Source organism: Butyrivibrio fibrisolvens, from assembly GCF_023206215.1.
Lineage (GTDB): Bacteria > Bacillota > Clostridia > Lachnospirales > Lachnospiraceae > Butyrivibrio > Butyrivibrio fibrisolvens_C.
Window position 1 is genome coordinate 2,420,438 of record NZ_CP065800.1, and the last position, 26,131, is coordinate 2,446,568.

Consider the following 26,131-nt stretch of genomic DNA (forward strand, 5'->3'; position numbering starts at 1 on the left):
TCTGGAGCTTTTCATTCTGGGGTCCAAACTCGCTTCGCTCAGACATGTGGACCCCGGGCATAATGAAAATCTCCATCTATCACGCTCATGAATTTAATAAAACTATTAAAAGCATGGCAATGATATATATACTGCCTGCCCCTGCAAAGACTTTGGGAATGCCGGCCCGCCCAAGTGGGAAGTCTGCAAATAATTGTATTTTTCGTATTTTAAAATAGATCATTAATAGGAGCATTAGGTTTGAAAATGTTCCATTTTCAAATCTGAATTGATGACGCGAGCTCCATCAATTTAAGCCATTAGTCACTTACTTTGCTCGCGACATGAGGTTATTTATGAAAATTATAGGTGTAACCGGGGGAGTCGGCGCAGGCAAAAGCGCCCTCCTTACCAGGGTTATGGAGATATGTAACTGCAAAGTCATCTTCTCTGACAATGTTGCCAATGATGTTAAGAAAAAAGGAATGCCGGCCTATGATGCCCTTGTGGATCTGCTTGGGGATGGCATCCTGGAAGTGAATGCTGACGGCTGCTACAGCGAGATAGACAAGAAGAAAATGGCAGCAGCTATATTTAAAGATGATACTTTGTTACAAAAGGTAAATGATATCCTTCATCCTGCAACCAATAAATATATCGCTGATATCATCGATAAAGAGAAAACGTTAGGTGATATTGATTATCTTTTCATAGAAGCAGCTCTATTAATAGAGAATGGTTACAAGGATATAGTCGATGAGATGTGGTATATCTTTGCAAGTGAAGAAGTAAGACGACAGCGCCTTAAAAAGGCAAGAGGCTACTCTGACGAGAAGATAGATGGCATCTTAAAAGCCCAGCTTTCTGAAGAAGTGTTCAGGCAAAACTGTGATTTTGTTGTTGATAATAGTAATGACCTTGATCATGCTATCGGACAGATAAGAAAGCATCTGGAAGTATAGATTAAATACTGAAACTTCGCACTTGCCAAACATACGCCACCCTTTGAGTCAGCGCCGATGCGGATAGTTTATAATGCATTTTCATATCTTTTGAAGGTGTTATAAAATTCAGGAGCATGAGAGATGGATTTTTATATTCTTCTTAGGGTCTGCATGTCTGAGCGAAGCGAGTTTCAGACCCTAGAATATAAAAATTCAGATATCATGCCCTGAATTATAACACCTTCAAGATATGAAAATGCATTATAAACTATCCGCATCGGCGCTGACTCAAAGGGTGGCGTATGTTTGGCAAATGCGAAGTTTGAATTAAATATACAAACATCATACTTGAAGATATTGCACCGCTTAGACTTTCCTACATGGATTTAGTATCTGTGTGGGATTTTTTTATAGATAGTAGTTAATCTTTTGCTGATTCTCTCCGATATAAAAGCGTAGGGTTATTTAAGCTCCATGATTATTTGAATATATACGAATTGTATTATAAGGATGATTGTGATCATCTTCCTTTGAACTGATGTGCTATAGTCTGCAGGAGGACTAGAACATGCCACAAAGTCTTGAACAGAAAGATCAAAACGTAGTATTCGGCCTTGATATAGGTACGAGGAATGTAGTCGGAACTGTCGGATATATGAAGGATGGCAAGTTCTTTGTCATCGCCCAGAAATCAAGAGGGCATGAGACTAGAGCTATGCTGGATGGACAGATTCATGATATAGGCAAGGTCGGTGCGACGATCAGAACCATAAAAAATGAACTTGAGTCTGAGACAGATATACATCTTACAGATGTATGTATCGCTGCAGCGGGACGAGTTCTTAGAACAGTCGAGACTTCTTATGAAGAGGTTCTTGATGATACCAGATCCATTACAGATGAGGATATCTATAACCTTGATTCTAAGGCTGTGGAACAGGCTTATCAGGAGTTTATCAAAAACAATGAGTCTGATCTTAAGTTCTATCTGGTAGGCTATTCTGTTCTTCATTATTATCTGAATGATTATCAGATCGGTAATCTTGAAGGCCATAACGGCGGTAAGGTCAAAGTAGAACTTATCGCAACTTTCCTTCCGGATGATGTTGTAGATGGCCTTTATAAGGCATGTGAGAGGGCAGAGCTTTCTGTAGCTAATCTGACGCTGGAGCCTATTGCAGCTATCATGGTTGCTATACCAGAGAAGTTCAGACTTTTGAATCTGGCTCTTATAGATGTGGGCGCCGGAACATCAGATATATGCGTAACAGATGGCGGTACTATAACAGCATATGGCATGATCCCTACAGCAGGCGATCATCTTACAGAAGCTATCGCTCACCACTGCCTGGTTGATTTTAATACAGCAGACAAGATCAAGATAGACGCATCAACACATGATACTGTTACATATACTGATATCATGGGTCTTGAAAAGACTATAAGTAAGGACGAAGTTGATACTGCTATCAAGCCTCTTGTTGACAAGATGGCAGATGATGTGACCAAAGAAATAAAGCGCCTTAATGGTGACAAGCCTGTAAGCGCAGTATTCGTAGTTGGAGGTGGCGGCTGCGTTAAAGGATATACACAGGCTATAGCAAGGGATATGGAGATCTCGGAAGAAAGAGTCGCTCTAAGGGGCGAAGAGGTCATGAAAGATTTCCAGTTTCTTAATGCAGGTGACGTGTCAAGGGACTCGCTTATGGTTACACCCTTGGGTATCTGCATGAGCTACTATGAAGATACCAACAACTTTGTATTTGTTTCATTTAACGGCGCTCAGACCAAGATCTATGACAATGGCAAGCTTCAGATCGTTGATGCTGCCATGCAGGCTGCATTTCCGAATGAAGATCTTTTTCCAAAGAGAGGTCAGGCTCTTAAATTCACACTTAATGGTGAAGAGAAGTCGGTACCTGGACATCCCGGAGAATCTGCAGTTATCATGCTCAATGGCAAGCCTGCAGATATCCACAGTAAGATAAAGGCCAATGATATCATAGAGGTTAAGCCCTCTACAGCCGGCGACCCGGGGCAGATGGAGATCGGCGCACTTAATGAGTTCAAGTCTACATTTAAGGTCAACGTTGATGGCAAAGAAGTCATGGCTTCACGATTTGCTACTGTTGATGGTCAGCCTCAGACTTCTTACTACAAGATAAGGCCCGGCGATGATGTTAAGATCCTTGATTATGATACGGCAGAGCAGATTGCAAAACTTCTGGATATCGAGATAACACCTGATACTCTTATCATGATCAATAATGAAGAGGCAGGACTTGATACTCCTGTATATGAGAATTTCAAGGTTGAGTTCAAGCTAAGAGAAGATGCGATCATGGACTACTATAAGGATATTCCGGATGCTGACGTGGTAGCCATGGAACAGGAGAATGAAGAAGCCTTTGAAAATGCCGGCGAAGCTGCGATCGCAGAAGACAAGGACTTTGACCAAAGTGCCATGGATAAAGAGGTTGATGATATAACGCCTGTCAAGAATATTCTGGCTCATGACCTTCATGTTATAGTCAATGGATCTCCGGTGACTCTTCATAACAAGGCTAATTATATCTTTGTAGATGTGTTTGATTATATCGATTTTGACCTTAGTAAACCGCAGGGAAGGGGCATCGTGACTATGCTCAACGGCAGCTCTCCCAACTATATGCAGCCAATCGCTGAGGGAGACAATATCGAAGTGTATTGGAAAAAATAATATGTAATGCGATAACGTAGAGGTAGCCTTAATAACTAATTTAGGGGCTGCCTCTTTTTTTTATTTGGTAAAGTTTGATGATGAATTCTTATGCAAGATGATGTATTCTGTTAGGAGGGTTAATCTGATAATAACAAAAATAGAAGATAGGGGAAGAGAAAGAATGAGATTTGTAAGCCTGTCATCCGGCAGTAGCGGGAACAGTACTTATATAGGTTCTGCTGGTACTCACATTCTGATTGATGCAGGATGTAGCAGGAAGAGGATCATAGATGGTCTTAACAGCCTTGATGTGGATCTTCCTGATATAAATGGTATATTCATAACTCACGAACATTCAGATCATATCGCAGCTCTTCGTCTTATCTTGAAGAAGTATGACATTCCGGTGTATGCAACACAGGGAACTATTCAGGGAATAAGAGAAGCCGACAAGAACGGCGAGATGTTAGATAAAGAGTTCCACGTAATAAGAAGCGACGAGCCCGTTATTCTGGGCGATATAACAATAAATCCAATGAGAATTTCACATGATGCAAGAGAACCTGTAGGATTCAGGATCGCATGCGAAGGAAGGAAATGTGCTGTAGCTACAGACCTTGGCTCCTACGATGACTATATAGTAGGATGTCTTCAGGACATGGATGCACTGCTGCTTGAAGCCAATCATGATGTGAGGATGCTTCAGACAGGACCTTATCCATATCAGCTCAAGATGAGAATCGCAGGAAATCAGGGCCATCTGTCCAATGATATGTCAGGAGAACTTTTATGCAAGCTACTTAATGATCATATGAAAGGTATAGTTCTTGGTCATCTTTCTGACAAGAATAATCTTCCGGAACTGGCATATGAGACAGTAAGACTTGCGATAGATATGGGAGACAATCCATATCATAGCAGCGATATACCGCTTTACGTTGCTAAGAGAAGTGAAGTCTCTCAGGTGATCGAGATCTGATACGATAGGAATTATACTTTGGCAAAACATTTGTAAAAGTATGACTTCTTAAATGTAAATTACAGAAACGCGCATTTACTGCGTGTTTCGTGATTCGATGAATCTGTTGGCAATAGAGCCTTCACCGAAGGTGAACTCAACCTGCTCTATTGCTGCATTTTTGAATCTTTGATTCAAAAATGTATAGTTCTGAATGATCTAAACAAGTTAAAAAACAGAGAATTCTGCGAGTAATAAAACGAGAGTATTGAAAACCTAAAACAGCATATTTATATATGTAATATAAAGGAGAAGCAGTCATGAAAAGAGCAATTATAACTGTAGTCGGCAAAGATACCGTGGGCATTATCGCCAGAGTATGTACTTATCTGGCTTCTGAGAAGGTCAACATTCTCGATATCTCACAGACGATCGTGTCGGGGTATTTTAATATGATGATGATCGTTGATGTAACAGGTCTTGATGCTGAGTTTGGAAAGATCGAAGAAGAACTTTCAAAGGTCGGAGATGAGATGGGCGTTGTGATCAAAATGCAGCGCGAAGATATATTTGATTCAATGCATAGGATATAAGGCACTTAGAAATACATCCATGTATTTCTAGGCAAGTGCTGATTACATCCTGTAATCTTGGTACTTAGAAGTGCATCCATGCACTTCTGGACAAGTACTGATTACTTCCTGTAATCAGGCACTTAGAAATACATCCCCCGCCATATGAGAAAGGACGCACATGATTAATATTAGAGAAGTTTCTGAAACTAATGACATGATAGAAAAAGAGAACCTTGATGTCCGCACTATCACCATGGGCATAAGCCTTCTCGATTGTATAGACTCTGATCTTGATAAGCTCTGCGAGAAGATCCATGACAAGATCTATAACAGCGCCAAGGATCTTGTTGCTACCGGTGAGCAGATTTCCAAGGAGTTTGGAATTCCGATCGTTAATAAGAGAATATCCATAACCCCTATAGCCATCGTGGGCGGAGCTGCCTGCAAGACTTCAGAGGATTTTGTAAAGATTGCTAAGACACTTGATAAGGTAGCACATGAAGTTGGAGTTAACTTTATCGGCGGATATTCTGCGCTTGTAAGCAAGGGTATGACCAAGGCTGATGAGCTTCTTATAAGATCTATCCCACAGGCTCTTTCACAGACTGAGCTTATCTGCAGTTCTGTTAATGTTGGTTCTACCAAGACAGGTATCAATATGGATGCTGTCCGCCTTATGGGAGAGATGGTCCTTGAGACAGCCAAAGCTTCTGAGCACATTGAAGTTAACGGTTGTGCCAAGCTTGTAGTATTCTGTAATGCTCCTGATGACAATCCATTCATGGCAGGCGCTTTCCACGGCGTAACAGAAGCTGATAGGATCATCAATGTCGGCGTATCAGGTCCCGGTGTTGTTAAGACAGCTCTTTCCAAGGTTCGCGGAGAGAATTTTGAAGTACTGTGTGAGACCATCAAGAAGACTGCATTCAAGGTTACAAGAGTAGGTCAGCTTGTAGCTAGAGAAGCTTCCAGGAGACTTGGAGTTCCATTTGGAATCGTAGATCTGTCTCTTGCACCGACTCCTGCTATTGGAGATTCTGTAGCGGATATCCTGTGCGAGATAGGCCTTGAGCACGCCGGTGCTCCCGGAACAACAGCAGCGCTTGCACTTCTTAACGATCAGGTCAAAAAAGGCGGCGTAATGGCATCTTCTTATGTAGGCGGTCTTTCAGGTGCTTTCATCCCTGTAAGTGAAGATCAGGGTATGATCGATGCTGTAGAAGCCGGTGCTCTTACTCTTGAGAAGCTTGAAGCCATGACCTGCGTATGCTCTGTAGGTCTTGATATGATCGCAATCCCCGGAGATACTAAGGCTACAACTATTGCAGGTATCATTGCGGATGAGATGGCTATCGGTATGATCAATCAGAAGACAACAGCTGTAAGACTTATCCCTTGCATTGGCAAGAAAGTTGGTGACAGCGTAGAATTTGGCGGACTTTTAGGACATGCTCCTATAATGCCCGTTAATCAGTTCGATTGCAGCGCATTTGTAAACAGAGGCGGTAGGATACCTGCACCTGTTCATTCATTCAAGAACTAATATAATAAAGACTATGAGTTAACCCGTCACTTATAGTAACGGCTTAAGAATATGCACTTTGCCAGTCATCAAATGCCAATAATCAAATGCCAGTAATTAAATGCCAGCCTTAGATAACTGGCATTAGATAATTGGCATAAGGCATTTTCTAAAGTCGTTTACTATAGCTGTGGCGGGTTGTTTTTAAGAATCTAGGTATATAACCATTATTTTTAAGGAAGAATGTATCACGTTCATAAGTGACATTCGGTAATAATATACAAAAGCACATTTAGTAAATTGTGCATATTTCAATATAAAAAGTAATATGATAATAATCATGATATCGTGGCCTCCCAAAAAGGAGTCACGATTTTTGCTTTAGAATTATTCCTAACTTTATTTGGTAAAAATCGGGAATATTTCTACAGAATTATCGTTGCATAGAGCTGTATTTTACTTTATATTGAATAAGATGCGTTAAAATGCGGATGGGGATCTGCACAGGCGTCAACTAAAGGAATTATAGACATTTTCAGGGAGGAGCTTTTTCCATGAATCTTACAGAATCATTTAAAGTTATTCGCAAAAATGACGCGGATAAAATGGCTGATTTTTTTGTTAAAAATAATAACGTTGCCAACCTTATCCTGCAGGAGATGAACTGCACAGAGACCAAGGAGAGCGTTGCACAAATGACAGGAAGTATCTTTGATCTCGTATCTGTTATGCAGAGCGTCAGATCTATGGAGTCCGGAACCTACATCCGTATGGTTGCCAAGTATATCCGTACTCATGGCAAGTACAACTTCCCTGCTTTATATAATCTTGGCATGATTCTTGATAATAATCTTAAGATGGCTTATGTTCGCGATAACTGGGATAAGCTTGCTGTTAAGAATCCAAGAGCTTTTGCAGCTATGGAGCGTGCTTATGAAGAACTTAAGAGAAGAGCCAAGGACTACTCTATGAGAGGCTTTTATTGCGAGCTTCAGTGCGACTTTGTTACAAGCTGGACCAATGGCAAGCCATCATACAGACACGAGAGAATCTGTGATTTCTATTCTCATAAATATGATGAAGAGAGAATGATCGATTCTAATCCTGAGCTTATTAAATGGGCTCTTCTTAAGCTATATGAGGGATATTTCATAACTTTCTCACTTCTTGCCTACAGCTATCAGACCAAGGCAAGTGAAGTGCTTACACTTGGATACCGCTATGGAATCATGTATGAGATGGTCAATAACTTTGGAGGCCATTCTATCACATGTCTTCTTCCTGATCTTGGACCGGAAGTTCATCAGATTGAAGGTGACAGATATCTTGCACTTTGCTGCCCTAAGGAAGCAAGAGAGGGAACTGTAAAGTGCATGGATGCTTTCCATCCGGTATTTGAGGGATGATCTGATTTTTCTTTTGTCCAAAGATATAAAGCCACGCGCTAAGAACGTATGATACCTACTTCGTTCGAGGCGGCGTGGCTTTTTTGCGCAGTTACTGCCTTTATGCTGAAGCCATGCATTTCTGGACATGCTTTAATTACGTCCTGTAATTTCGCATGGTTTATATTAGCTGGTTTTAGTTCAAAAAGTCATATTGACAATTTAAATAGTCAAAATGACTATATAATAAACAAGCAATACTCCTCTTTTTTGTACAATATTCACTCTTGCATCATATGGTCAAATAGACTATATTTAATATAGTCAAAGCGACCATATGAAATATCGAAGGAGGAACTGATGTACAAGCCGGAATCGATAGAAGAAGAGGAATTTTTAAAAAAGTATAACCCGGACAAATATAAGAAGCCGTCGATCACAACAGATATAGTAGTCTTCACAATGTCTGAGGACAAGAAGCTATGTATACTTCTGATAAAAAGAGGCACTTATCCATACAAAGATCACTGGGCGCTTCCGGGAGGCTTTATAAACATGGATGAGTCCATAGACCAGTCTGCAGCAAGTAAGCTTTATGAAGAGACCGGGGCAAACGGCTTTCCGATTGTACAGTTTGGATCTTTTGGAGATGTAGACAGGGATCCAAGGATGAGAGTAGTATCGATTTCTTATATGGCTTTCGTTCCCAATAAGAGCCTTGAAGTTGTTGCAGGAGACAAGGAAGCAGATGCAGATGTATTTGAAGTTAGGAAAGAGTGCGATGACAAAGGTACTGAGAAACTTTATCTTGTCAGAGATTATTTTTCCATATCAGAGGAACAACTTGCATTTGACCATGCTACAATAATAAAGACTGCGCTTGAAAGACTTGCAGGTAGGATTGAATATACACAGGATGCATTTTCACTGCTGCAGGATGATAAGTCTTTTACTATACACGAACTTAAGAGTATACATGAGGCAGTGCTGTTCAAGTCACTAGATACAGCCAATTTCAGGCGAGAGTTTATTAAGAAGTATGTGGATACAGGGATAGTCGTACCTACAGGCAAGACAAGTAATAAGTATTCTGCAAGGGCAGCGCAGCTGTACTGCAAAGTCAGATGACTCTGTAGTGTATTAAAAGGATTATAGAATAGTGTACTGGCTCATTTATATTTAATCAAATATGAACGAGTCAGCACACTAGAAGAATAAAGTTTGAAAGTGTTCCACTTTCAAACCCGAATTGGTGTCGCGAGCTCCACCAATGTCGAACCATTAGTCACTCGCTTTGCTCGTGACATGAGGTTAAAAATAAACAAATAGTATTTACTCAAGGCTTGAAAGCTTTGTGAGCGATATATACTAATGAGAAGTTTAAAGGAGGATGGAAATATGAGTAAGAATGGCGGAAAGAAGATTATAGTTATTGTAGACATGCAGAACGATTTCATTGATGGGGCACTTGGAAGTAAGGAAGCTCCCAAGATCGTAGATGGCTGTGTCAAGAAAGTCGCAAAAGCGTACGAGGACGGGGATGAGGTTATTTTTACAAGAGATACTCACTATGATGATACATATATGTCTTCGGAAGAGGGAGCTAACCTTCCGGTACCACACTGCATAGAGGATTCTTATGGATGGAATATCGCATCTGCTTTTGGCAACTACACATCCAATGCTATAAGGCTCAACAAGGAGACCTTCGGAAGTGTACAGCTGGGCCAGAGAATCGCTGAGATGTGCTCAAGGGACAAGACTATAGAGAGCGTAGAACTTTGCGGACTGTGCACAGATATATGCGTTATCAGCAATGCACTTTTGGTCAAGGCATTTAATCCCAATCTTCCTATATATGTAGATGCAGCCTGCAGTGCAGGTGTAACTCCTGAAAGTCATGATACAGCGATCAAAGCAATGGAAGCTTGTCAGATTCACATCCTTAACAAGGGACAGGAACCTTGGAGATAAGTAGTTATACATAACAAGACAAAACTATAATAATGGGTTACCAAAAAGGAGAAAAAAGGTATGTTAGAACAGATAATCACAAGTTTATTGGAAACAGATCTTTACAAATTCAGCATGGGACAGGCAATCTATCACCAGTTCCCAAGTTATACGACAACATGGACTTTTAAGTGCAGAAACAAGGATGTGCATTTTACAGATGAAATGGTAGAAGAGATCAAAAGGCAGCTTCGTTTGTACTGCGATCTTAGATTTAACGAGGATGAGCTTGAATATCTTAGAAGCATCAAGTGGATCCAGAATTCCTATGTAGACTTCCTTAGATTATGGCAGCCAAGATTCGAGGACTTTACCATCACGACTGATGCTGAGTGCGGTCTTGGCATCGAAACAAGCGGAACCTGGCTCAATACCTCAATGTATGAGATTCCTACACTTGCAATCGTCAATGAAGTATACTTCCGTATGCAGTATGACTATGATGATCTTCTTGAATCTTTCAAAGAAAGACTTGATAAGAAGTTTGAGGATGTTCGCTCAAATCGTTACAATCTTGGAACTTTCTCTGAATTCGGTCTTAGAAGAAGACTTTCAAGACAGGCTCAGGAGCTTGCTGTTGAGAAGTTCTCTCACCTTCATGATGGAAAAGATACACAGTGCAAGAGTAATTTTATAGGTACATCAAATGTATATCTTGCAATGAAGTTTGGTATCACACCTGTAGGAACAATGGCTCATGAGTGGATCATGTGCACAGGCCAGGGCAATCACAAGCACAATCCTGCATATTCTAACTGGTATGCACTTGATGCCTGGGTTAGGGAGTACGGAGTGCTCAATGGTATAGCTCTTACAGATACTATCACAACAGACTGCTTCCTTAGAGATTTCCAGCTTACATATGCAACACTTTTCAGTGGCGTAAGACACGATTCTGCAGATCCTATTGAATGGGGTGAGAAGATGATAGAGCATTATAAGGCTCTTGATATTGATCCTATGACCAAGACACTTCTTTTCTCAGACAGTCTTAATTTTGAAAAGGCTGCTGCTATTGCAGATCACTTTAAAGGCAAGGCCAAAGTTGCATTTGGAATAGGTACGTATATTGCTAATGATACCAATGTTCCGGCCCTTAACATCGTTATGAAGACAACATTCTGCAATGGTCAGGATGTAGCTAAGCTATCTGATGTAGACGGCAAGGGCATGTGCAAGAATCCTGAATATGTTGACTACTTAAAGCGTAGCATCAAGTGGCGTATGGATCATGAATGATCAATTTATACAATCATCGTTTTACGAAATCCGGAGCTAGTGCGGATTTCTGAAGGTACGTTTAATAAAACAAAAAAGAATTAACGCAAAAAGTCGATGAGTTACCGGCATGGAGGAATATCAATGAGTACAACTGTAACGAAAATAGAACCGGCAGAAGCAATTAATCATATCGTAAGCTGGATCAGAGACTACTTTGAACCATTCAAGGACAAGAAGGCTGTAATAGGCATATCCGGAGGAAAAGACTCTACTGTATGTGCAATGCTTCTTGTAAAAGCTCTTGGCAAGGACAGAGTAGTAGCTGTTAAGATGCCTAAAGGTCAGCAGCCTGATATTGATGATTCTGAGATGGTATGTAAGTGCCTTGGAATCACAAACTACACAGTTAATATAAAAGCAGCTGTTGACGGGATGATAGAAGGCCTCAAAGCTGCAGGTGTGGAGCCTACAAGGGATACTCTTACCAACATAGATCCAAGGGTTCGTATGACAACCTTATATGCAGTGGCTCAGAGCCTTCCAAGTGGCGGACTTGTTACCAATACCTGCAATCTTTCTGAGAATTATGTAGGATATTCTACCAAGTTCGGTGATCATGCCGGTGATTTTAGCATACTTCATGCTTTTGCAGTTAGAGAAGTCATAGAGATGGGACTTATCTTGTGCAAAGAATTCGGAGTGCCTGAGACTCTTATAAGGAAGGCTCCTTCTGACGGCCTGTGTGGTAAGACAGACGAGGATAATCTTGGATTCACCTACGCTGCGCTTGACAGCTATATCCTTGATGGAGAAGAGCCTGAAGGCGAGATCCTTGATAAGATCCAGCGTAAGTACAGAGCTAATCTTCATAAGCTTACAGAAATGCCGCATCCATATCCTGAAAGAGCTAAGGCTGCTGTATTTAAATAAAGGGTTCAAATTTTGTGAAAATATAACACACAAAGATCATCGTAATCATCCAATGATCTTTGTGTGTTTTTATTGCTTGTAGCGATAATTATGTACAATAAAATAAAGGCTTTGTTTAGATTTTTTTAAGCTTAAGCTTATTGACTATGGCTAACATGAGGAATAAAATTGGTGTTGTTGCAAAAGATTTGCAATTACAATGTGAACAACTTATTACTTAAATCTCCCAAGCGGGAAGAACCTAGTAAATTATAATTCAGAAAGAAGGTTGAATATATTATGACAAAGGTAGACATTATCTCTGGTTTCCTTGGAGCAGGTAAGACAACTCTTATCAAGAAGCTCCTTGCAGAAGCTCTTTCAGGCACTAAGACAGTTCTTATAGAGAATGAGTTTGGTGAAGTTGGCGTAGATGGCGGATTCCTTCAGCAGGCAGGAATCGAGATCCGCGAGATGAACGCAGGTTGTATCTGCTGCTCACTTGTTGGTGACTTCGATACTAACCTTACAGAGATCATGAATAAGTACTCACCGGAGCGCATCCTTATCGAGCCTTCAGGAGTTGGTAAGCTTTCTGATGTTGCTGAAGCTATTAAGAATGTTACTGAGAAGTTCCCTGATATGATGCTCAACAGCGCTGTAACAGTTGTAGATGTTACTAAAGCTAAGGTTTATATCAAGAATTTTGGTGAGTTCTTCACTAACCAGATTGAAAGCGCCGGCACTATCATCCTCACACGTACAGATAAGGCTGATGATGCCAAGATCGAAGAGGTTGTAGAGCTTATCCGTACTCTTAACAAGAAGGCTACTATCATCACAACTCCTCTTTCAGAGCTTGATGGCAAGGAGATTCTCGATACATTCGAAGGTAATCATGACCTGGAAAAAGAGCTCCTTGAAGAGATGATGAGACAGCATGATGACGACGATGATGAAGACGAGCACGAGCATCACCACCATCACCACGATGATGACGATGATGAAGACGAGCATGAGCATCACCACCATCACCATGATGACGACGATGATGAAGATGAGCATGAGCATCACCACCATCATCACGATGACGATGATGAAGACGAGCACGAGCATCACCACCATCACCACGATGACGATGATGAAGACGAGCATGAGCATCACCACCATCACCACGACGATGATGAAGACGAGCACGAACATCATCACCATCACCATGATGACGATGATGAAGATGAGCATGAACATCATCACCACCATCATCATGAAGCAGAGGCTGATGAAGAGGGCGTTGTGGTTCATCACACCGATGCTCACCACCATCACCACCATCATCACCACCACGGCGGACACGATGCTGACGAGGTATTCCAGAGCTGGGCTCTTGAAACTCCTGTTAAGTACTCAAAAGCCGACATCGAGACAATGCTTGATAAGCTCTCCGATGATGAGAAGTATGGCGTAGTACTTCGCTCTAAAGGCATGGTTGAAGATGCTGATGGCAAGTGGATCGAGTTTGATTATGTTCCTGATGAGACACAGATCCGTGAAGGTCATGCTGATGTAACAGGCAAGATCGTAGTCATCGGTTCTGGCCTTAAGGAAGATGCTCTTGAGAATCTTTTCCGCAGGAGAGGATAAGGAATGCCAGGCTTATAGAAACCTTAAGAAGATTTCTATTCTATGGAATGATTCAAATATTATTATAGCGAGGTAGTTCGCGTGTTTGGAATGAAAGGGAAAGTTAAAATGAAACCCGTTTATATAATCAATGGCTTTTTGGATAGCGGTAAGACAGATTTCTTCCGTTATACAATTGCACAGCCATATTTTCGCAGTAATGGTCTTACTCTTATCATCGTATGTGAAGAGGGTGAGAACGACTATGAGGAGAAACTCCTTAAGTCTACCAATTCTGTAAAAGTTGTAGTAGAAGATGAGTCGGATTTTACTGTTGCCAAGCTTCAGAGCTTTGAGAACAAGTATAATCCTGAGCGTGTTCTTATCGAGTTCAATGGAATGTGGGATCCCAGAGCTATCCATCTTCCCAAGAACTGGAATATTGAGCAGCAGATTACTATGGTCAACTGTTCTACATTTGAGATGTACTATACTAACATGAAGTCCATGCTCGTAGAGCAGATCAGAAAGAGCGATATGATCCTCTTTAACAGATGTGACGGCTTCAATGAAAAGCTCCCTGCATTTAAGAGAAATGTAAAAGCTGTTAATCAGCAGGCTGAAGTTATATTTGAGGACAGAAACGGCGAAGTTGATGTAACTCTTGATGAGGATCTTCCATTTGATCTTAAGGCAGATCCGATAGAACTTAATAACTACGGTTATGGGATGTTCTATCTTGATGCACTTGAACATGCAGATCGTTATAAAGGCAAGAAAGTCAGATTTAAAGCCCTTGTAGCTAAGCCCAAGGATCTTCCTAAGGGAAGATTCGTGCCAGGCCGTCTGTCTATGAACTGCTGTGCACAGGATATGCAGTTCCTTGGTTTTGCCTGTGATTATGACAAGACTGATGAGCTTAATGAGAAGGACTGGGTAGAAGTTACTGCAGAAGTTGGCAAAGAGTTTGTTAAGGAATACAACGGAGAAGGACCTGTACTTAAGGCTGTATCCGTAGTTCCTACAACAGAGCCGTCCAATCCTGTTGTAGACTTTACACAGCCGATATTATCTGATTGATCTTGTAATATAAAAATTAAAACCACCCATTTACATAAAAAGACTCCGCTCCCCTTGTTATCACAGCTCCAAGGGGATGGAGTCTTTTTTAGTGGAAAGATTGATAATAAAAACTTCAAATGCCATGCTGATGAATTTAATAACTGAAAGATAAATGAAGTAGTATGAAGGTCGGTATTCTTGTTATAATAATTAGTAATTAGTATTGTAGCGGGGGATACGATGAATTGAACTTGAGCCTTTATATAAAAGTAAAATGATAAGAAAGAATAAAATGATGAGAAAAAATGAAATGACAAGAAGAGCAGCATCTTGCGTACTTGCAGGTTTACTGCTGCTTACAGCTTGTGGGACTACACCTAAAGAATTATCTGCCATAAGTAGTGGTGCTTCTAAATCTGATATTGTGGATGTTACAAATAGTACAGATGATGCCAATAGTGCAAATGGCGAATTGCCTGAAGCTTTGGCTATGGCTGATGATAAGGCACAACAGCCTTTTAGCTATACCCTTTGCTTTGCAGGAGATATTAACTTCGATGATACCTGGTCCAATATGGTCTATTATCATAACCATGGCGACAACATCTATAACTGCATTGATGAAGACTTTATAAATGAGATGAACGCCGCAGATATCATGTGGATCAATAACGAGTTCACCTATTCATATGGTGGAACGCCCATGCCCGGTAAGGCATATACCTTTAGGGCAGATCCTGATAATGTTAGTATACTAAGTCAGCTGGGAGTAGATATAGTGGGTCTTGCCAATAATCATGTATATGACTATGGAGAAGAGGCTTTCCTTGATACGCTTGTAACACTTGATAATGCAGGTATCCCGTATGTGGGAGCAGGCCGCAATATAGACGAAGCATCAAGCCCTGTATATATGCAGCTTGGTGATCTGACGATAGCATATGTTGCTGCATCAAGAGCTGAGAAGAATAAGATGACTCCGGAAGCAACTGCAACTACGCCAGGGATCCTTCGCTGCTATGATCCGGAGAAGTTTATCGCTGAGATTCAGGAGGCTTCTGAGAATGCAGACTTTGTAATAGCGCTTCCTCACTGGGGGACGGAGTACTCTACAACTTTAGAGAAGGCTCAGACATCAACTGCCCGTGAATATATAGATGCAGGCGCAGATGTTATAATAGGCGCGCATTCTCACTGCCTTCAGGGTATGGAATACTATAACGGCGCGCTTGTAGCCTATTCTCTTGGCAATTACTGGTTCAATGAGAAGACCCTTGATACAATGCTCCTTGAAGTTGAGATATCCGGAACAGGCAGTACTATTGAGAGCGTGGAAGTGCAGATCATCCCCGGAACGCAGTCTGGATGGGTCACAACAGCTGCTGATACTCCTGAAGAAAAAGAACGTATCTATACCTATATGGAGTCGATATCCATAGATGTTGAGGTGGATGAGAATGGATATGTTCATCCATTGTCATAATACCGGAAATCGCTATTTGGGGACTTGTGGAGAAATAGTGTACTGGCTCATTTTTATTTGATCAAATGTGAACGAGTCAGCACACTAGACAAGCATCTAGTATGGTGATATATTATATGTAGTAATGAAAACTACATCAGAAAGTAATCGAAAACTTTCATGCAAATTAATTTTACAAAATGTATCGCCATAATATTGGTGTGATAATTCATAGTCGTAGGAGGGAGCAGAGTATGACAACAAACGAGCTGAAAGAGTTTTTTAAGGAACATCTTGTACCTAAGAAACTTTATAAGATTGGCGGAGAACACAAGAACCGCATCTGTATAGAACAGGTTTCTGACGGATGGGATGTGTTCTTTAAAGATAAGAAGCAGAAGATCGGCCTCATGCACTTTGGCGATGAGAATTCTGCCTGCAATGTTATGATGAACGAGATCCGTAAGCTTATGGAATCTGTCTACGGGATCACATGGGCTAGAACAGTTTGATATTCAATTGATTTCCGCATAATAAAAAGGTTGCCTTATATAACGAGAAGGCAACCTTTTTATTATGTGAGGACTATTAATTCCTTGAGGAGACCCAGAAGTCTGATTACTATGGGTGTTAGAGGGGGCTTTAGATTCATGCACCATTAGATAGCACTGCGATCCAGCTTATAAACTTCTTCAAGGAAACTTTCGATTTTTCTGAGTAATTTTTTCATGATCAAAATCCTCCTTTTTTATACATGGTAGTTACAACTTCAGTAGTTACAACTATTAAAACTTCTCTTTACGATTTTATGATAACATCAGCAGAAGCTATTGTATAATACATATATTAGTGGTATAGATATACTTATAAGGTATGGCTGGTACCTTGATGATGTATTATAGATTTATGATCAGATTACAAGAAAATGGGCTGATACACTACTAATAAAACCAAAGGTAAATCCATAGTTGTTGGGATTTTATGACAATGAAGAGATATTTGAGTTGATATTACCAAGTTAAGCGGTAATATATATGATATTCTGATCGAGGGAGAATATATGGAACTTAGGCATATCAGATATTTTCTAACAGTAGTAGAAGAGGGAAGCTTTACTAAAGCGGCAGAGAAGCTCAGTATAGCTCAGCCTCCTTTAAGCCGCCAGATACGTGATCTGGAAGAAGAGCTTAACACCAGACTTTTTGTCCGTAAGGCAAGGGGACTTACCCTTACAGAATCCGGAGAGAAGTTCCTTCAATATGCGCGCAGGATAAGGCAATTAGCTGACCAGTCTGTTGAGGATATCATCAACATGCGAGACGGCTTAACAGGAAGGCTCTACCTTGCTACTGTAGAAGGGCGTGCTCCTAGCCTTATAGCGGAATGGATATCTGCTTTTAAAGATAAGAACCCGCTTGTTGAGTACGAAGTTTGGAATGGTAACTCTGATGATGTTATAAAAAGGGTCCTATCAGGACTTAATGAAGTTGGTATTATAACGCTTCCTTATGATGAGGAAGGTCTTGATGGAAGACTTATATATGAAGAGCCCTGGGTTGCGATCATCCCAAAAGATCACCCTCTTGCAAAAGACAAGGGAGATACCATAGAACTTAGAAAACTTGCGCCTTATGATCTTATCATACCCTCAAGGCGGTCTCGAAGGAAAGAAATAGAGAACTGGTTCGCGCCTCTTGGATGTGAACCTAAGATAATCTGCAGGATGGCGCATATGCTAAATGCCTATGAACTTACAGCAAAAGGACTTGGAATAGCCATATACCCGGCATCCGCGGCAAGGTATGTGAATAAAGGAGTCGTGATAAAGAAGATAGTAGATCCGGATGTGACAGTTGGCTATGTCCTTGTCAAAAATGCCAATAGTGATCTGTCTATGGTCGCTAAACAGTTCTGGGATATGGTCATTGATTCCCAAGGAAAGTAGTTAAGCTAAGAGCGGCTATGAATAACATATTGGTAAGAATAAAGGTTAAAAATGTCAGAAAAGATCAAAATCTTTCTCGACAGCAACTTGCTGATAGATGTGGTATGTCAAACATTTAGAAGAAAAAAGACTCAATCATCAGAGGGGATGATTGAGTCTTTTGAAATTCAATATCTATAAAGCTATTAGTTCATCTTGTTAACAGCCTGAGCAAGACGAGAAACTTTACGAGAAGCTGTGTTCTTCTTGAATACGCCCTTAGACTCAGCCTTGTCGATAGCAGATGTAGCATTAACAAGAGCCTTAGCAGCCTCTTCCTTATTGCCAGCTTCGATAGCAGCTCTTACCTTCTTGATCTCTGTCTTAACAGCAGACTTAACAGCCTGATTACGCTCTGCACGCTTTGCGCTTGTGATAACTCTCTTCTTGGCGGATTTGATATTAGCCATAATTACCTCCGAATAATATAATTCAATTATTGTTTTATTTATAGAGATGAACATCCAGACCGGACACGGACAGCGAATGCTCACATACGGGATATAGTTTAGATTAATTTGAGCCTAATGTCAAGTAAATTGAGGATTTTGCATGGAAATTTTGCTATATCCATGATATATTATAACGTAGCTATTAGGATTTACAACTAAACTTTATAGATTTGGTGCGATTGATTGCCTTGTCAATCCTTTATTTAAGGCATATCGAATGCACCGCCTTAGTTGCAAACCTGCGATATTAATCTTATACATGAAGTGAGGAACTAAATGTCTGCAATAGATCAAAGCAAAATCAGAAATTTCTGTATAGTGGCACATATCGACCATGGTAAATCCACTCTTGCAGATCGTCTTATAGAAAGAACCGGAGTACTGACTCAAAGAGAGATGAGCGCCCAGGTACTTGATAATATGGATATCGAAAGAGAGCGTGGCATCACTATAAAGAGCCAGGCTGTTCGTATGGTATATAAGGCAAATGACGGAGAAGAGTACATCTTCAACATGATAGATACACCAGGTCATGTCGATTTTGGATATGAAGTAAGCAGATCACTTGCTGCCTGTGATGGTGCTGTACTGGTAGTAGATGCTACTCAGGGCGTAGAGGCTCAGACTCTTGCCAATGTGTATCTTGCACTTGATCATGATCTTGACGTATTCCCTGTTATCAACAAAATCGATCTTCCCAGTGCCCAGCCTCAGGAAGTTAAGGATGAGATAGAGGATATCATAGGTATAGAAGCTCAGGATGCGCCCCTTATCTCTGCTAAGAACGGCATAGGTATAGATGACGTCCTTGAAGCAGTAGTTCATAAGATCCCTGCTCCTTCAGGAGATCCTAAGGCTCCTCTTAAGTCTCTTATATTCGATTCTGTATATGATCCCTACAGAGGCGTTATCGTATTTGTAAGGATCAAGGATGGTACTTTGAAAAAAGGCATGAAAGTTAAGTTCATGCAGACAGGTGCCGTAGAAGAGGTTGTAGAAGTAGGTTACTTTGGACCCGGACAGTTCATTCCTTGTGAGGAACTTTCTGCAGGTATGGTTGGCTATTTTACAGCATCTATCAAGAATATTCAGGATACACGTGTTGGTGATACAGTTACATCGGCTGATACGCCATGTGATGAGGCTCTTCCGGGATACAAACAGGTTATGCCTATGGTTTACTGCGGTATCTATCCGGCTGATTCTGCGAGATATCCTGAACTTCGTGATGCCCTTGAGAAGCTCCAGCTCAACGATGCATCTTTGTTCTATGAACCGGAGACATCACAGGCTCTTGGATTTGGTTTTAGATGCGGATTCCTTGGACTTCTTCATCTTGAGGTTATTCAGGAGAGACTTGAAAGAGAATATGACCTTGACCTTGTAACAACAGCCCCCAGCGTTGTTTACAAGATATATAAGACAGACGGTACATCTTTTGACCTGACCAATCCTTCAAACCTCCCTGATCCTTCTGAGATAGATCATATCGAGGAACCCATTGTAAACGGCGAGATCATGGTGACAACCGAGTATATCGGATCTATCATGCAGCTGTGTCAGGAGAGAAGAGGTAAGTACCTTTCAACAGATTATGTAGAGCAGACAAGAGCGATCCTTAAATATGAGCTGCCACTTAACGAGATCATCTACGACTTCTTTGATGCACTTAAGTCAAGATCACGAGGCTATGCATCTTTTGACTATGAGATCAAAGGATATGAGCCATCAACACTTGTTAAGCTTGATATTCTTATAAACAAAGAAAATGTTGATGCTTTAAGTTTTATCGTACACAAGGACGGAGCTTATGAAAGAGGCCGTAAGATGTGCGAGAAGCTAAAAGAAGAGATCCCGAGGCACCTGTTCGAGATTCCGATCCAGGCTGCAGTTGGCGGCAAAGTTATCGCAAGAGAGACCGTCAAGGCTATGCGTAAAGACGTACTTGCCAAGTGTTATGGTGGTGATATCTCCCGTAAGCGTAAACTCCTTGAGAAACAGAAGGAAGGTAAAAAGAAGATGCGTCAGGTTGGTAGCGTAGAGATACCTCAGAATGCATTTCTTAATGTTCTTAAACTTGACGAGTCAAAATGATAAAGTAGGATCAAAGGGTCATGGGATTTATGATCTTTTGATCCTTTTGACTATGAACCATTAGCTGCTTGCTTTGCTCACGGCATGAGGTTAAGTTGAAAATGTTTCATTTTCAAATCCAAATTGATGGTGCGAGCCACATCAATTTGAACCATTAGCCGCTCGCTTTGCTCATGGCATGAGGTTAGATATGGATGATAATATAAAGCATGATCTAAATACTGATAATAATAAAAATATTTCAATTTATATACATATACCTTTTTGCGTCAGGAAGTGCAATTATTGCGATTTTCTGTCTTTTCCTGCGGCTATAGATGTTCAGACAAGATATCTGGAAGCTCTTATAAAGGAGATAGAAAGAGGAGCAGCATGGCTGCAAGATAAGGGATATGCAGCGTATGTAAAAAGCATATTCCTTGGAGGAGGCACACCGTCATCGGTAGATCCTAAATGGATAGTAAAGATCCTTGATGCTGTCAGAAGAAACTATGACGTGGCTGCAGACGCAGAGATCACTATGGAGATGAATCCAGGTACTGCCACGCCTGAAAGCCTTTCTGTATATAAAAAAGCCGGGATAAACAGGCTCAGCATTGGTTGCCAGTCTCTAAATGATGACGAACTAAAGGAACTTGGAAGGATACATGATGCAAAGACCTTCTATGAGACCTTTAGTGCTGCCAGAGAAGCAGGTTTTGATAATATAAACGTTGACCTTATGAGCGCTCTCCCCGGGCAGAGCGTTAGGTCTTATACAGATACCCTTAAAGGGATCATAGAGCTTAGACCTGAGCATATATCAGCCTATAGCCTTATCATTGAAGAGGGTACGCCTTTTTATGACAAGTATAAGGACGTAATAGATAGAGATCGGTATGACATAGAAGATGAGCTTGTTAAAGAAGGCGTTGTACTAAAGAACCCTTGTGAGGATGATAAAGAAGCAGAGGGAAAAGAAATTGGTAAAGTGCGTTTGGTAAAGCCTCTTCCCACGGAAGAAGAAGAGCGCAAGATGTACGAAGAAACTATAGATATCCTTACCAAAAACGGATATCACAGATACGAAGTGTCTAACTATGCAAGAGATGATGGTGACTACGAATGTTATCACAACAAGGCATACTGGAAGAGGGCGGATTATCTGGGATTTGGCATTGGAGCTGCAGGTATGGTAGATGATGAGCGCTTTACCAATACAGATGATATTAATACCTATTGTAAATATTGGGAGGGTATAGATATATGTTATCCTCCCTCAGATGATACGGATAATACTGATACAGATAATGATGATACAGATAATACTGATACAGATAATACCGATGCTGCTGAAATAAAAATATCATCCAAATACAGTACAAGGCCATTGCTAGAGCATGATAAGCTAAGCATCAAAGCCTGCATGGAAGAAACTATGTTCCTTGGCCTTAGAATGGATGAGGGCGTAGCTGTTTCGGATTTTGAACGCAAATTTGGAAGACCGATTGATGCGGTGTATGGAAATACGCTTGATAAGCTGACCAAGGAAGGTCTTGTAAAAACTTATGATGGCTATATAAAACTTACAGAAAAAGGTCTTGAAGTCAGTAATGCTGTCTTATCAGAGTTTTTACTGGACGATTAAACTTTTGGTATATACAGTGGAAATTGCTAAGGATTTCCACTGTATTTTTTATGTGTATTTTTTCAAAACATATGGGTTTCAATAATACGAGAGGTGGTTGGAAGATGAAAAGAGTTTTTGACAAAGATACTGACAATAGCAATTAGCGCAGGGCTTATATTTCATCCGGTCATCGTATATGCAGATGAACCTGTTATACGTCTATGGCGTTCTATGGCGTTCTATGGCAATAACATTCAGCAGCCTCATTCAAATAAAGATTCATCTATTTCTGCGGCTCTCATATCTTCAACAGGGGCTGCCTGGTACAAATTCATATATTCTTCGTATTCTGCCATAGTTATAGCAGTATCATTATATGAGAACTGAGCGTTTTCATCATAAGTATCGCTTTCAGAATCTTCATAGAAGGCAGAAAGTGAGATAAGTTCAACTACATCACCATTCTCATCATATCTTATAAGGGTTAGAACCTGTCTTCCGGCATGAAGGAAGTCGCTATGGGCTACATAGGTGTGGCCTTCACCGGTATAGACTGAACATGCATCAGCAGTTCCATCTCCGTAATCAAGAAGGACGAGTTCACCATCTCTGACATCATATATATCGAAGCCATAATAAAAGGTTGAGATGAGAAGCTCATCTTCACCGTCTTCATCAACGTCATAGTAATATCCGGCAGGAGTCAGCTCGAAGTCTTCTTTAAGATAAGTGTACCTGTCTGAAAAAAGCTGTCCGTTAAATTCAAGTTCATTATCTAAAAACTGCTGGTAGATAGCCTGGGGATCGGCTTTGTCACCTGTAGAATCTTCGGAAACGTCATCACTCACTTCGGTAGTTGATGCTTCTTGATCAGTTACATCAGACTCAGAATCAACATCGGCGTTAGAACTGTCATTAGCATTGCTTGCCTGTGAAGTTTTGGTATCTGTAGTTTCTGCATTTTCAGTAGTATCTTTGGCAGTATTGCTACATCCGTAAGTTGTCATTACAGCACCTAAGCTTATGGTTAGTAGCAGGGATTTGATAATTATTTGCTTTTTCATAATAAACCTCACTTTGTAGATGAGCAATATAGTTTTTGTCTCCGTATGTATATTATAAGTTGACGGTAAAACATATACAAGTTGTAATTGGACAATCACTAGTGTTTCGAATTATATACTCACCGTTGCACTTGCCAAATAAACACTACATTTTGAGCAATATGCTAAAACTTCAACTTGGACAAGCAGCATTCCCAAAGCCTTTGGGGATGCTGTTCGTCCGAGTGTATGTATTAGCTATGGTAAATAATCTGTGTAAACGATATAATGATAATGTCGCGATTGTTATTTCTATGGAGGTATTGATATGCAGTATCAGATAATGAGTCAGCCATTTACAGTATTATCACTTTCTATGAATGCCGGCGAAGCAATCAAATGCCAAAGCGGTGCTATGGCATGGATGAGTCGCGGTATCAGAATGGAAACCAAGACAGGTGGTATTGGTGGTATTTTCAAAAAGGCACTTGTAGGAGAGTCTATCGCGCTTAATCATTATATTGCAGAGCAGCCTGGAGAGCTCACACTCGCCAAGCACAGCCCAGGAGATATCCTTGCTTTTGATATAGGACAAGCTCCAATCATAGCTCAAAAGACCTCATTTCTTGCTTCTACAGAGTCTGTAAATATGGACATCTTCCTTCAGCACAAGGTTGGTGCCGGATTCTTCGGAGGTGAAGGATTCCTGATGCAGAAATATACAGGCACAGGTTATGCCTTCCTTGAGATCGATGGCGCAGTTCAGGAAAGGGTCCTTGCTCCGGGACAGTCAATAATAGTAGATAGCGGATATGTTGCAGCTATGGAAGCAACCTGTAGTATGCAGATCGAGACTGTGAAAGGTTTTGCCAATGTCATCTTAGGCGGTGAAGGCCTGTTCAACACAGTAGTAACAGGTCCCGGCAAGGTATGGCTTCAGACCATGCCAATCAATGCACTTGCAATGAGCCTGTATCAGTACATGCCTCATCCAAGTGGAAAGTAAATAGGCAACAAAAACAAATGATCAAATCAAAAGCTCAGCTCTTATTTCTAAGGGCTGAGCTTTAATTATACAAGTCAGTTCTTGCTCTTTTGGGCTTCTAATTCAGCTTGAAGCCTTGCGATAATGGCGTCTTTTTCGGAAAGGGCAGCCTCTTTTTCTCTTATCGTGGAATTTGCTGTGTCTAATTGTTCCTGAAGTTCATCAATCATGTATTTGGCGGTATTACGATCCATGAGTTGTAGCTCTTTTGAGAACATATTCAATTACTCCTTATGACAATTATCGTATTCTTCAAATAATTCAGAAAGATACTCAGAATCTTTGGATGCTTTTTCTACATCAGCGCCACGACCATTATCAAAAAGCCAAGAAAATAGAACGGTTATGTTTTGTATACCATTTTTTTCACCATTGCTATATGCTTCGCGCTGAATCGTTTGCTCTCTATCCCACTGTTTCATATACTTCTTGGTTACCTCCGGAAGGGATTTTACCTTGGAAACAATTTTATCGACATCTTCTATGCCTTGATCAGGAGAAATCGGCTTTTCTCCTGACAATATATATTTTAGCATTTCGGTCATTTTTTTGCTATGAGCAGATTCCTTGATGTTGGGAACTCCTTTGCAATACAGGAAGATGTGTGTGATACCATCCTTATATGCTATTTGGGGATGTGTAGTAAGTGTTGTGTTGGCCTCATAGTACATATCTCCGGCGCTAAACGGATCATATGAAGATATCGTGATTGAAACATATTCAGGTAATGTTCCGTAATTTGTGGAGGCTCCCAGAAACTTAGTGTCATGAAGAGCGCCATAATAACGGAGTCTTTTTGGTAAGTCTGTTTTGTCTGAAGATCTGTCCTCCATTTCAATATCGTAGATTGTTGCATTAAGTGATGACTTGTCTTCTGAGGTCTTAACATAGGCATCAAGACGTATACTGTGATATTTGGTGTCTGTTGCCTGAAAGACTTTTTGTGAAGTTACTGATTCCACTTCAACTTTGCGATTGTAAGTAGTACTGAGTATATACCCGATTACAATCTTAGCGTCTTCTTCATCAACAAGAACACTGTCAAAAAGGAAGCCATTAATGAGATTTAAAGACTGAATGTCCTTTCTGGCTTGCTCCTCAGTAATATGTATAGTTTCTGGAACTGAGGACATTTGATTTTGTGACATAAAAATAGAATCCTTTCTTACATAAATTGTGTTTCCTAAGTACTTGCGCAAGTATCAGTGGAAATCATTTGGCGAGAAATCGCCTTGACAGCTAAATGGCTGCTGAATATAAACGCTCTAGAAACGAGCACAAAAGAAATAATAGCATAAAATATGTTCTTTGCATATAGTTTTATTTGCTCATTTTCATAATCCATTTTCATAATGCTCATAGATTCTCATAAAACAGCTGGATTAATTGCAATAGAGAATACAGGAGATGGGAACTATGTTCTTGTCTCTTCTGATGACGAAATATATAATTATTCTTCTGTGGAAGATAGTTTGCAAAAGCTTGAGCTGAAGCTTTTTGATTACATAGTTAATCGCTTCCAAGAAATAGATTGAAAAAATATAAGTCTGTTG

General features: G+C 40.5%; 22 protein-coding genes. 18 read left to right on the forward strand and 4 right to left on the reverse strand.

Annotation, left to right across the window (positions count from 1 at the left end; translation table 11 throughout):
- Window positions 1–323 precede the first annotated feature (323 nt).
- The 15 genes from coaE to I7804_RS10070 all read left to right on the forward strand — a co-directional run bounded on the left by coaE (window position 324) and on the right by I7804_RS10070 (window position 18,296).
- Window positions 324–941 (forward strand): dephospho-CoA kinase, encoded by a 618-nt coding sequence (gene coaE, locus I7804_RS10000; protein WP_248403235.1) that lies wholly within the window; start codon window positions 324–326, stop codon window positions 939–941.
- 550 nt (window positions 942–1,491) lie between these two features.
- On the forward strand, window positions 1,492–3,642 hold the full coding sequence (locus tag I7804_RS10005; RefSeq protein ID WP_248403236.1) for a cell division protein FtsA: 2,151 nt from the start codon (window positions 1,492–1,494) through the stop codon (window positions 3,640–3,642).
- Window positions 3,643–3,805: 163 nt separating this feature from the next.
- On the forward strand, window positions 3,806–4,603 hold the full coding sequence (locus tag I7804_RS10010) for an MBL fold metallo-hydrolase (RefSeq protein ID WP_027205248.1): 798 nt from the start codon (window positions 3,806–3,808) through the stop codon (window positions 4,601–4,603).
- 299 nt (window positions 4,604–4,902) lie between these two features.
- The gene (locus I7804_RS10015) at window positions 4,903–5,175 is read left to right on the forward strand and encodes an ACT domain-containing protein (RefSeq protein ID WP_022755138.1); all 273 of its coding nucleotides are present in this window, start codon (window positions 4,903–4,905) and stop codon (window positions 5,173–5,175) included.
- A 160-nt stretch (window positions 5,176–5,335) separates the two neighbouring features.
- Window positions 5,336–6,700 carry a PFL family protein gene (locus I7804_RS10020; RefSeq protein WP_074754001.1) on the forward strand — a complete coding sequence of 455 codons (1,365 nt, stop codon included), beginning with the start codon at window positions 5,336–5,338 and terminating at the stop codon, window positions 6,698–6,700.
- Between the two features lie 533 nt (window positions 6,701–7,233).
- Window positions 7,234–8,085, forward strand: a complete 852-nt coding sequence (locus tag I7804_RS10025) for a hypothetical protein (RefSeq protein ID WP_022759258.1) — start codon at window positions 7,234–7,236, stop codon at window positions 8,083–8,085.
- Between the two features lie 339 nt (window positions 8,086–8,424).
- On the forward strand, window positions 8,425–9,192 hold the full coding sequence (locus I7804_RS10030) for an NUDIX hydrolase (protein ID WP_022759259.1): 768 nt from the start codon (window positions 8,425–8,427) through the stop codon (window positions 9,190–9,192).
- Between the two features lie 270 nt (window positions 9,193–9,462).
- Window positions 9,463–10,038 (forward strand): cysteine hydrolase family protein, encoded by a 576-nt coding sequence (locus tag I7804_RS10035; protein ID WP_027215521.1) that lies wholly within the window; start codon window positions 9,463–9,465, stop codon window positions 10,036–10,038.
- 60 nt (window positions 10,039–10,098) lie between these two features.
- Window positions 10,099–11,316 carry a nicotinate phosphoribosyltransferase gene (gene pncB / locus I7804_RS10040; protein WP_248403238.1) on the forward strand — a complete coding sequence of 406 codons (1,218 nt, stop codon included), beginning with the start codon at window positions 10,099–10,101 and terminating at the stop codon, window positions 11,314–11,316.
- 123 nt (window positions 11,317–11,439) lie between these two features.
- A complete protein-coding gene (gene nadE / locus I7804_RS10045) occupies window positions 11,440–12,228 on the forward strand; it encodes an NAD(+) synthase (RefSeq protein WP_248403239.1) in 789 nt (262 codons plus the stop codon).
- 279 nt (window positions 12,229–12,507) lie between these two features.
- Complete coding sequence (locus I7804_RS10050; RefSeq protein ID WP_248403241.1) at window positions 12,508–13,848, forward strand: GTP-binding protein; 1,341 nt, start codon at window positions 12,508–12,510, stop codon at window positions 13,846–13,848.
- Window positions 13,849–13,956: 108 nt separating this feature from the next.
- Entirely contained in the window at window positions 13,957–14,907 is a 951-nt protein-coding gene (locus I7804_RS10055) for a GTP-binding protein (RefSeq protein ID WP_022759263.1), read from the forward strand.
- A gap of 256 nt (window positions 14,908–15,163) precedes the next feature.
- Entirely contained in the window at window positions 15,164–16,372 is a 1,209-nt protein-coding gene (locus tag I7804_RS10060; protein ID WP_248403243.1) for a CapA family protein, read from the forward strand.
- 233 nt (window positions 16,373–16,605) lie between these two features.
- Complete coding sequence (locus tag I7804_RS10065; RefSeq protein WP_022759297.1) at window positions 16,606–16,863, forward strand: hypothetical protein; 258 nt, start codon at window positions 16,606–16,608, stop codon at window positions 16,861–16,863.
- A 548-nt stretch (window positions 16,864–17,411) separates the two neighbouring features.
- Window positions 17,412–18,296, forward strand: coding sequence for a LysR family transcriptional regulator (locus I7804_RS10070; RefSeq protein WP_248403245.1), 885 nt, complete (start codon window positions 17,412–17,414; stop codon window positions 18,294–18,296).
- A 185-nt stretch (window positions 18,297–18,481) separates the two neighbouring features.
- On the opposite strand, the gene rpsT is transcribed toward I7804_RS10070, so the two are convergent.
- Window positions 18,482–18,745, reverse strand: coding sequence for a 30S ribosomal protein S20 (rpsT, locus tag I7804_RS10075; RefSeq protein WP_022755149.1), 264 nt, complete (start codon window positions 18,743–18,745; stop codon window positions 18,482–18,484).
- A 318-nt stretch (window positions 18,746–19,063) separates the two neighbouring features.
- On the opposite strand from rpsT, the gene lepA reads away from it, so the two are divergent.
- Window positions 19,064–20,881, forward strand: a complete 1,818-nt coding sequence (gene lepA / locus I7804_RS10080) for a translation elongation factor 4 (protein ID WP_248403247.1) — start codon at window positions 19,064–19,066, stop codon at window positions 20,879–20,881.
- A 178-nt stretch (window positions 20,882–21,059) separates the two neighbouring features.
- Entirely contained in the window at window positions 21,060–22,508 is a 1,449-nt protein-coding gene (gene hemW, locus I7804_RS10085; RefSeq protein WP_248403248.1) for a radical SAM family heme chaperone HemW, read from the forward strand.
- Between the two features lie 245 nt (window positions 22,509–22,753).
- On the opposite strand, the gene I7804_RS10090 is transcribed toward hemW, so the two are convergent.
- Complete coding sequence (locus I7804_RS10090) at window positions 22,754–23,554, reverse strand: hypothetical protein (RefSeq protein WP_248403249.1); 801 nt, start codon at window positions 23,552–23,554, stop codon at window positions 22,754–22,756.
- Window positions 23,555–23,861: 307 nt separating this feature from the next.
- On the opposite strand from I7804_RS10090, the gene I7804_RS10095 reads away from it, so the two are divergent.
- The gene (locus I7804_RS10095) at window positions 23,862–24,539 is read left to right on the forward strand and encodes a TIGR00266 family protein (protein ID WP_092039937.1); all 678 of its coding nucleotides are present in this window, start codon (window positions 23,862–23,864) and stop codon (window positions 24,537–24,539) included.
- Between the two features lie 74 nt (window positions 24,540–24,613).
- Here I7804_RS10095 and I7804_RS10100 read toward each other — a convergent pair whose 3' ends face one another.
- Both I7804_RS10100 and I7804_RS10105 read right to left on the reverse strand, forming a co-directional pair.
- Window positions 24,614–24,796 (reverse strand): hypothetical protein, encoded by a 183-nt coding sequence (locus tag I7804_RS10100; RefSeq protein WP_027217569.1) that lies wholly within the window; start codon window positions 24,794–24,796, stop codon window positions 24,614–24,616.
- Window positions 24,797–24,802: 6 nt separating this feature from the next.
- A complete protein-coding gene (locus I7804_RS10105; protein WP_248403251.1) occupies window positions 24,803–25,777 on the reverse strand; it encodes a PD-(D/E)XK nuclease family transposase in 975 nt (324 codons plus the stop codon).
- Window positions 25,778–26,131: the final 354 nt, after the last annotated feature.

Bases quoted from the DNA above. Each gene is read 5' to 3' on its own strand.
- pncB (WP_248403238.1), top strand. From the start codon at position 10,099: ATGTTAGAACAGATAATCACAAGTTTATTGGAAACAGATCTTTACAAA.
- I7804_RS10030 (WP_022759259.1), top strand. From the start codon at position 8,425: ATGTACAAGCCGGAATCGATAGAAGAAGAGGAATTTTTAAAAAAGTAT.
- I7804_RS10015 (WP_022755138.1), top strand. From the start codon at position 4,903: ATGAAAAGAGCAATTATAACTGTAGTCGGCAAAGATACCGTGGGCATT.
- nadE (WP_248403239.1), top strand. From the start codon at position 11,440: ATGAGTACAACTGTAACGAAAATAGAACCGGCAGAAGCAATTAATCAT.
- I7804_RS10055 (WP_022759263.1), top strand. From the start codon at position 13,957: ATGAAACCCGTTTATATAATCAATGGCTTTTTGGATAGCGGTAAGACA.
- I7804_RS10025 (WP_022759258.1), top strand. From the start codon at position 7,234: ATGAATCTTACAGAATCATTTAAAGTTATTCGCAAAAATGACGCGGAT.
- I7804_RS10095 (WP_092039937.1), top strand. From the start codon at position 23,862: ATGCAGTATCAGATAATGAGTCAGCCATTTACAGTATTATCACTTTCT.
- I7804_RS10050 (WP_248403241.1), top strand. From the start codon at position 12,508: ATGACAAAGGTAGACATTATCTCTGGTTTCCTTGGAGCAGGTAAGACA.
- I7804_RS10010 (WP_027205248.1), top strand. From the start codon at position 3,806: ATGAGATTTGTAAGCCTGTCATCCGGCAGTAGCGGGAACAGTACTTAT.
- I7804_RS10035 (WP_027215521.1), top strand. From the start codon at position 9,463: ATGAGTAAGAATGGCGGAAAGAAGATTATAGTTATTGTAGACATGCAG.
- lepA (WP_248403247.1), top strand. From the start codon at position 19,064: ATGTCTGCAATAGATCAAAGCAAAATCAGAAATTTCTGTATAGTGGCA.
- coaE (WP_248403235.1), top strand. From the start codon at position 324: ATGAGGTTATTTATGAAAATTATAGGTGTAACCGGGGGAGTCGGCGCA.
- I7804_RS10005 (WP_248403236.1), top strand. From the start codon at position 1,492: ATGCCACAAAGTCTTGAACAGAAAGATCAAAACGTAGTATTCGGCCTT.
- rpsT (WP_022755149.1), bottom strand. From the start codon at position 18,745: ATGGCTAATATCAAATCCGCCAAGAAGAGAGTTATCACAAGCGCAAAG.
- I7804_RS10070 (WP_248403245.1), top strand. From the start codon at position 17,412: ATGGAACTTAGGCATATCAGATATTTTCTAACAGTAGTAGAAGAGGGA.
- hemW (WP_248403248.1), top strand. From the start codon at position 21,060: ATGAGGTTAGATATGGATGATAATATAAAGCATGATCTAAATACTGAT.
- I7804_RS10090 (WP_248403249.1), bottom strand. From the start codon at position 23,554: ATGAAAAAGCAAATAATTATCAAATCCCTGCTACTAACCATAAGCTTA.
- I7804_RS10100 (WP_027217569.1), bottom strand. From the start codon at position 24,796: ATGTTCTCAAAAGAGCTACAACTCATGGATCGTAATACCGCCAAATAC.
- I7804_RS10060 (WP_248403243.1), top strand. From the start codon at position 15,164: ATGATAAGAAAGAATAAAATGATGAGAAAAAATGAAATGACAAGAAGA.
- I7804_RS10020 (WP_074754001.1), top strand. From the start codon at position 5,336: ATGATTAATATTAGAGAAGTTTCTGAAACTAATGACATGATAGAAAAA.
- I7804_RS10065 (WP_022759297.1), top strand. From the start codon at position 16,606: ATGACAACAAACGAGCTGAAAGAGTTTTTTAAGGAACATCTTGTACCT.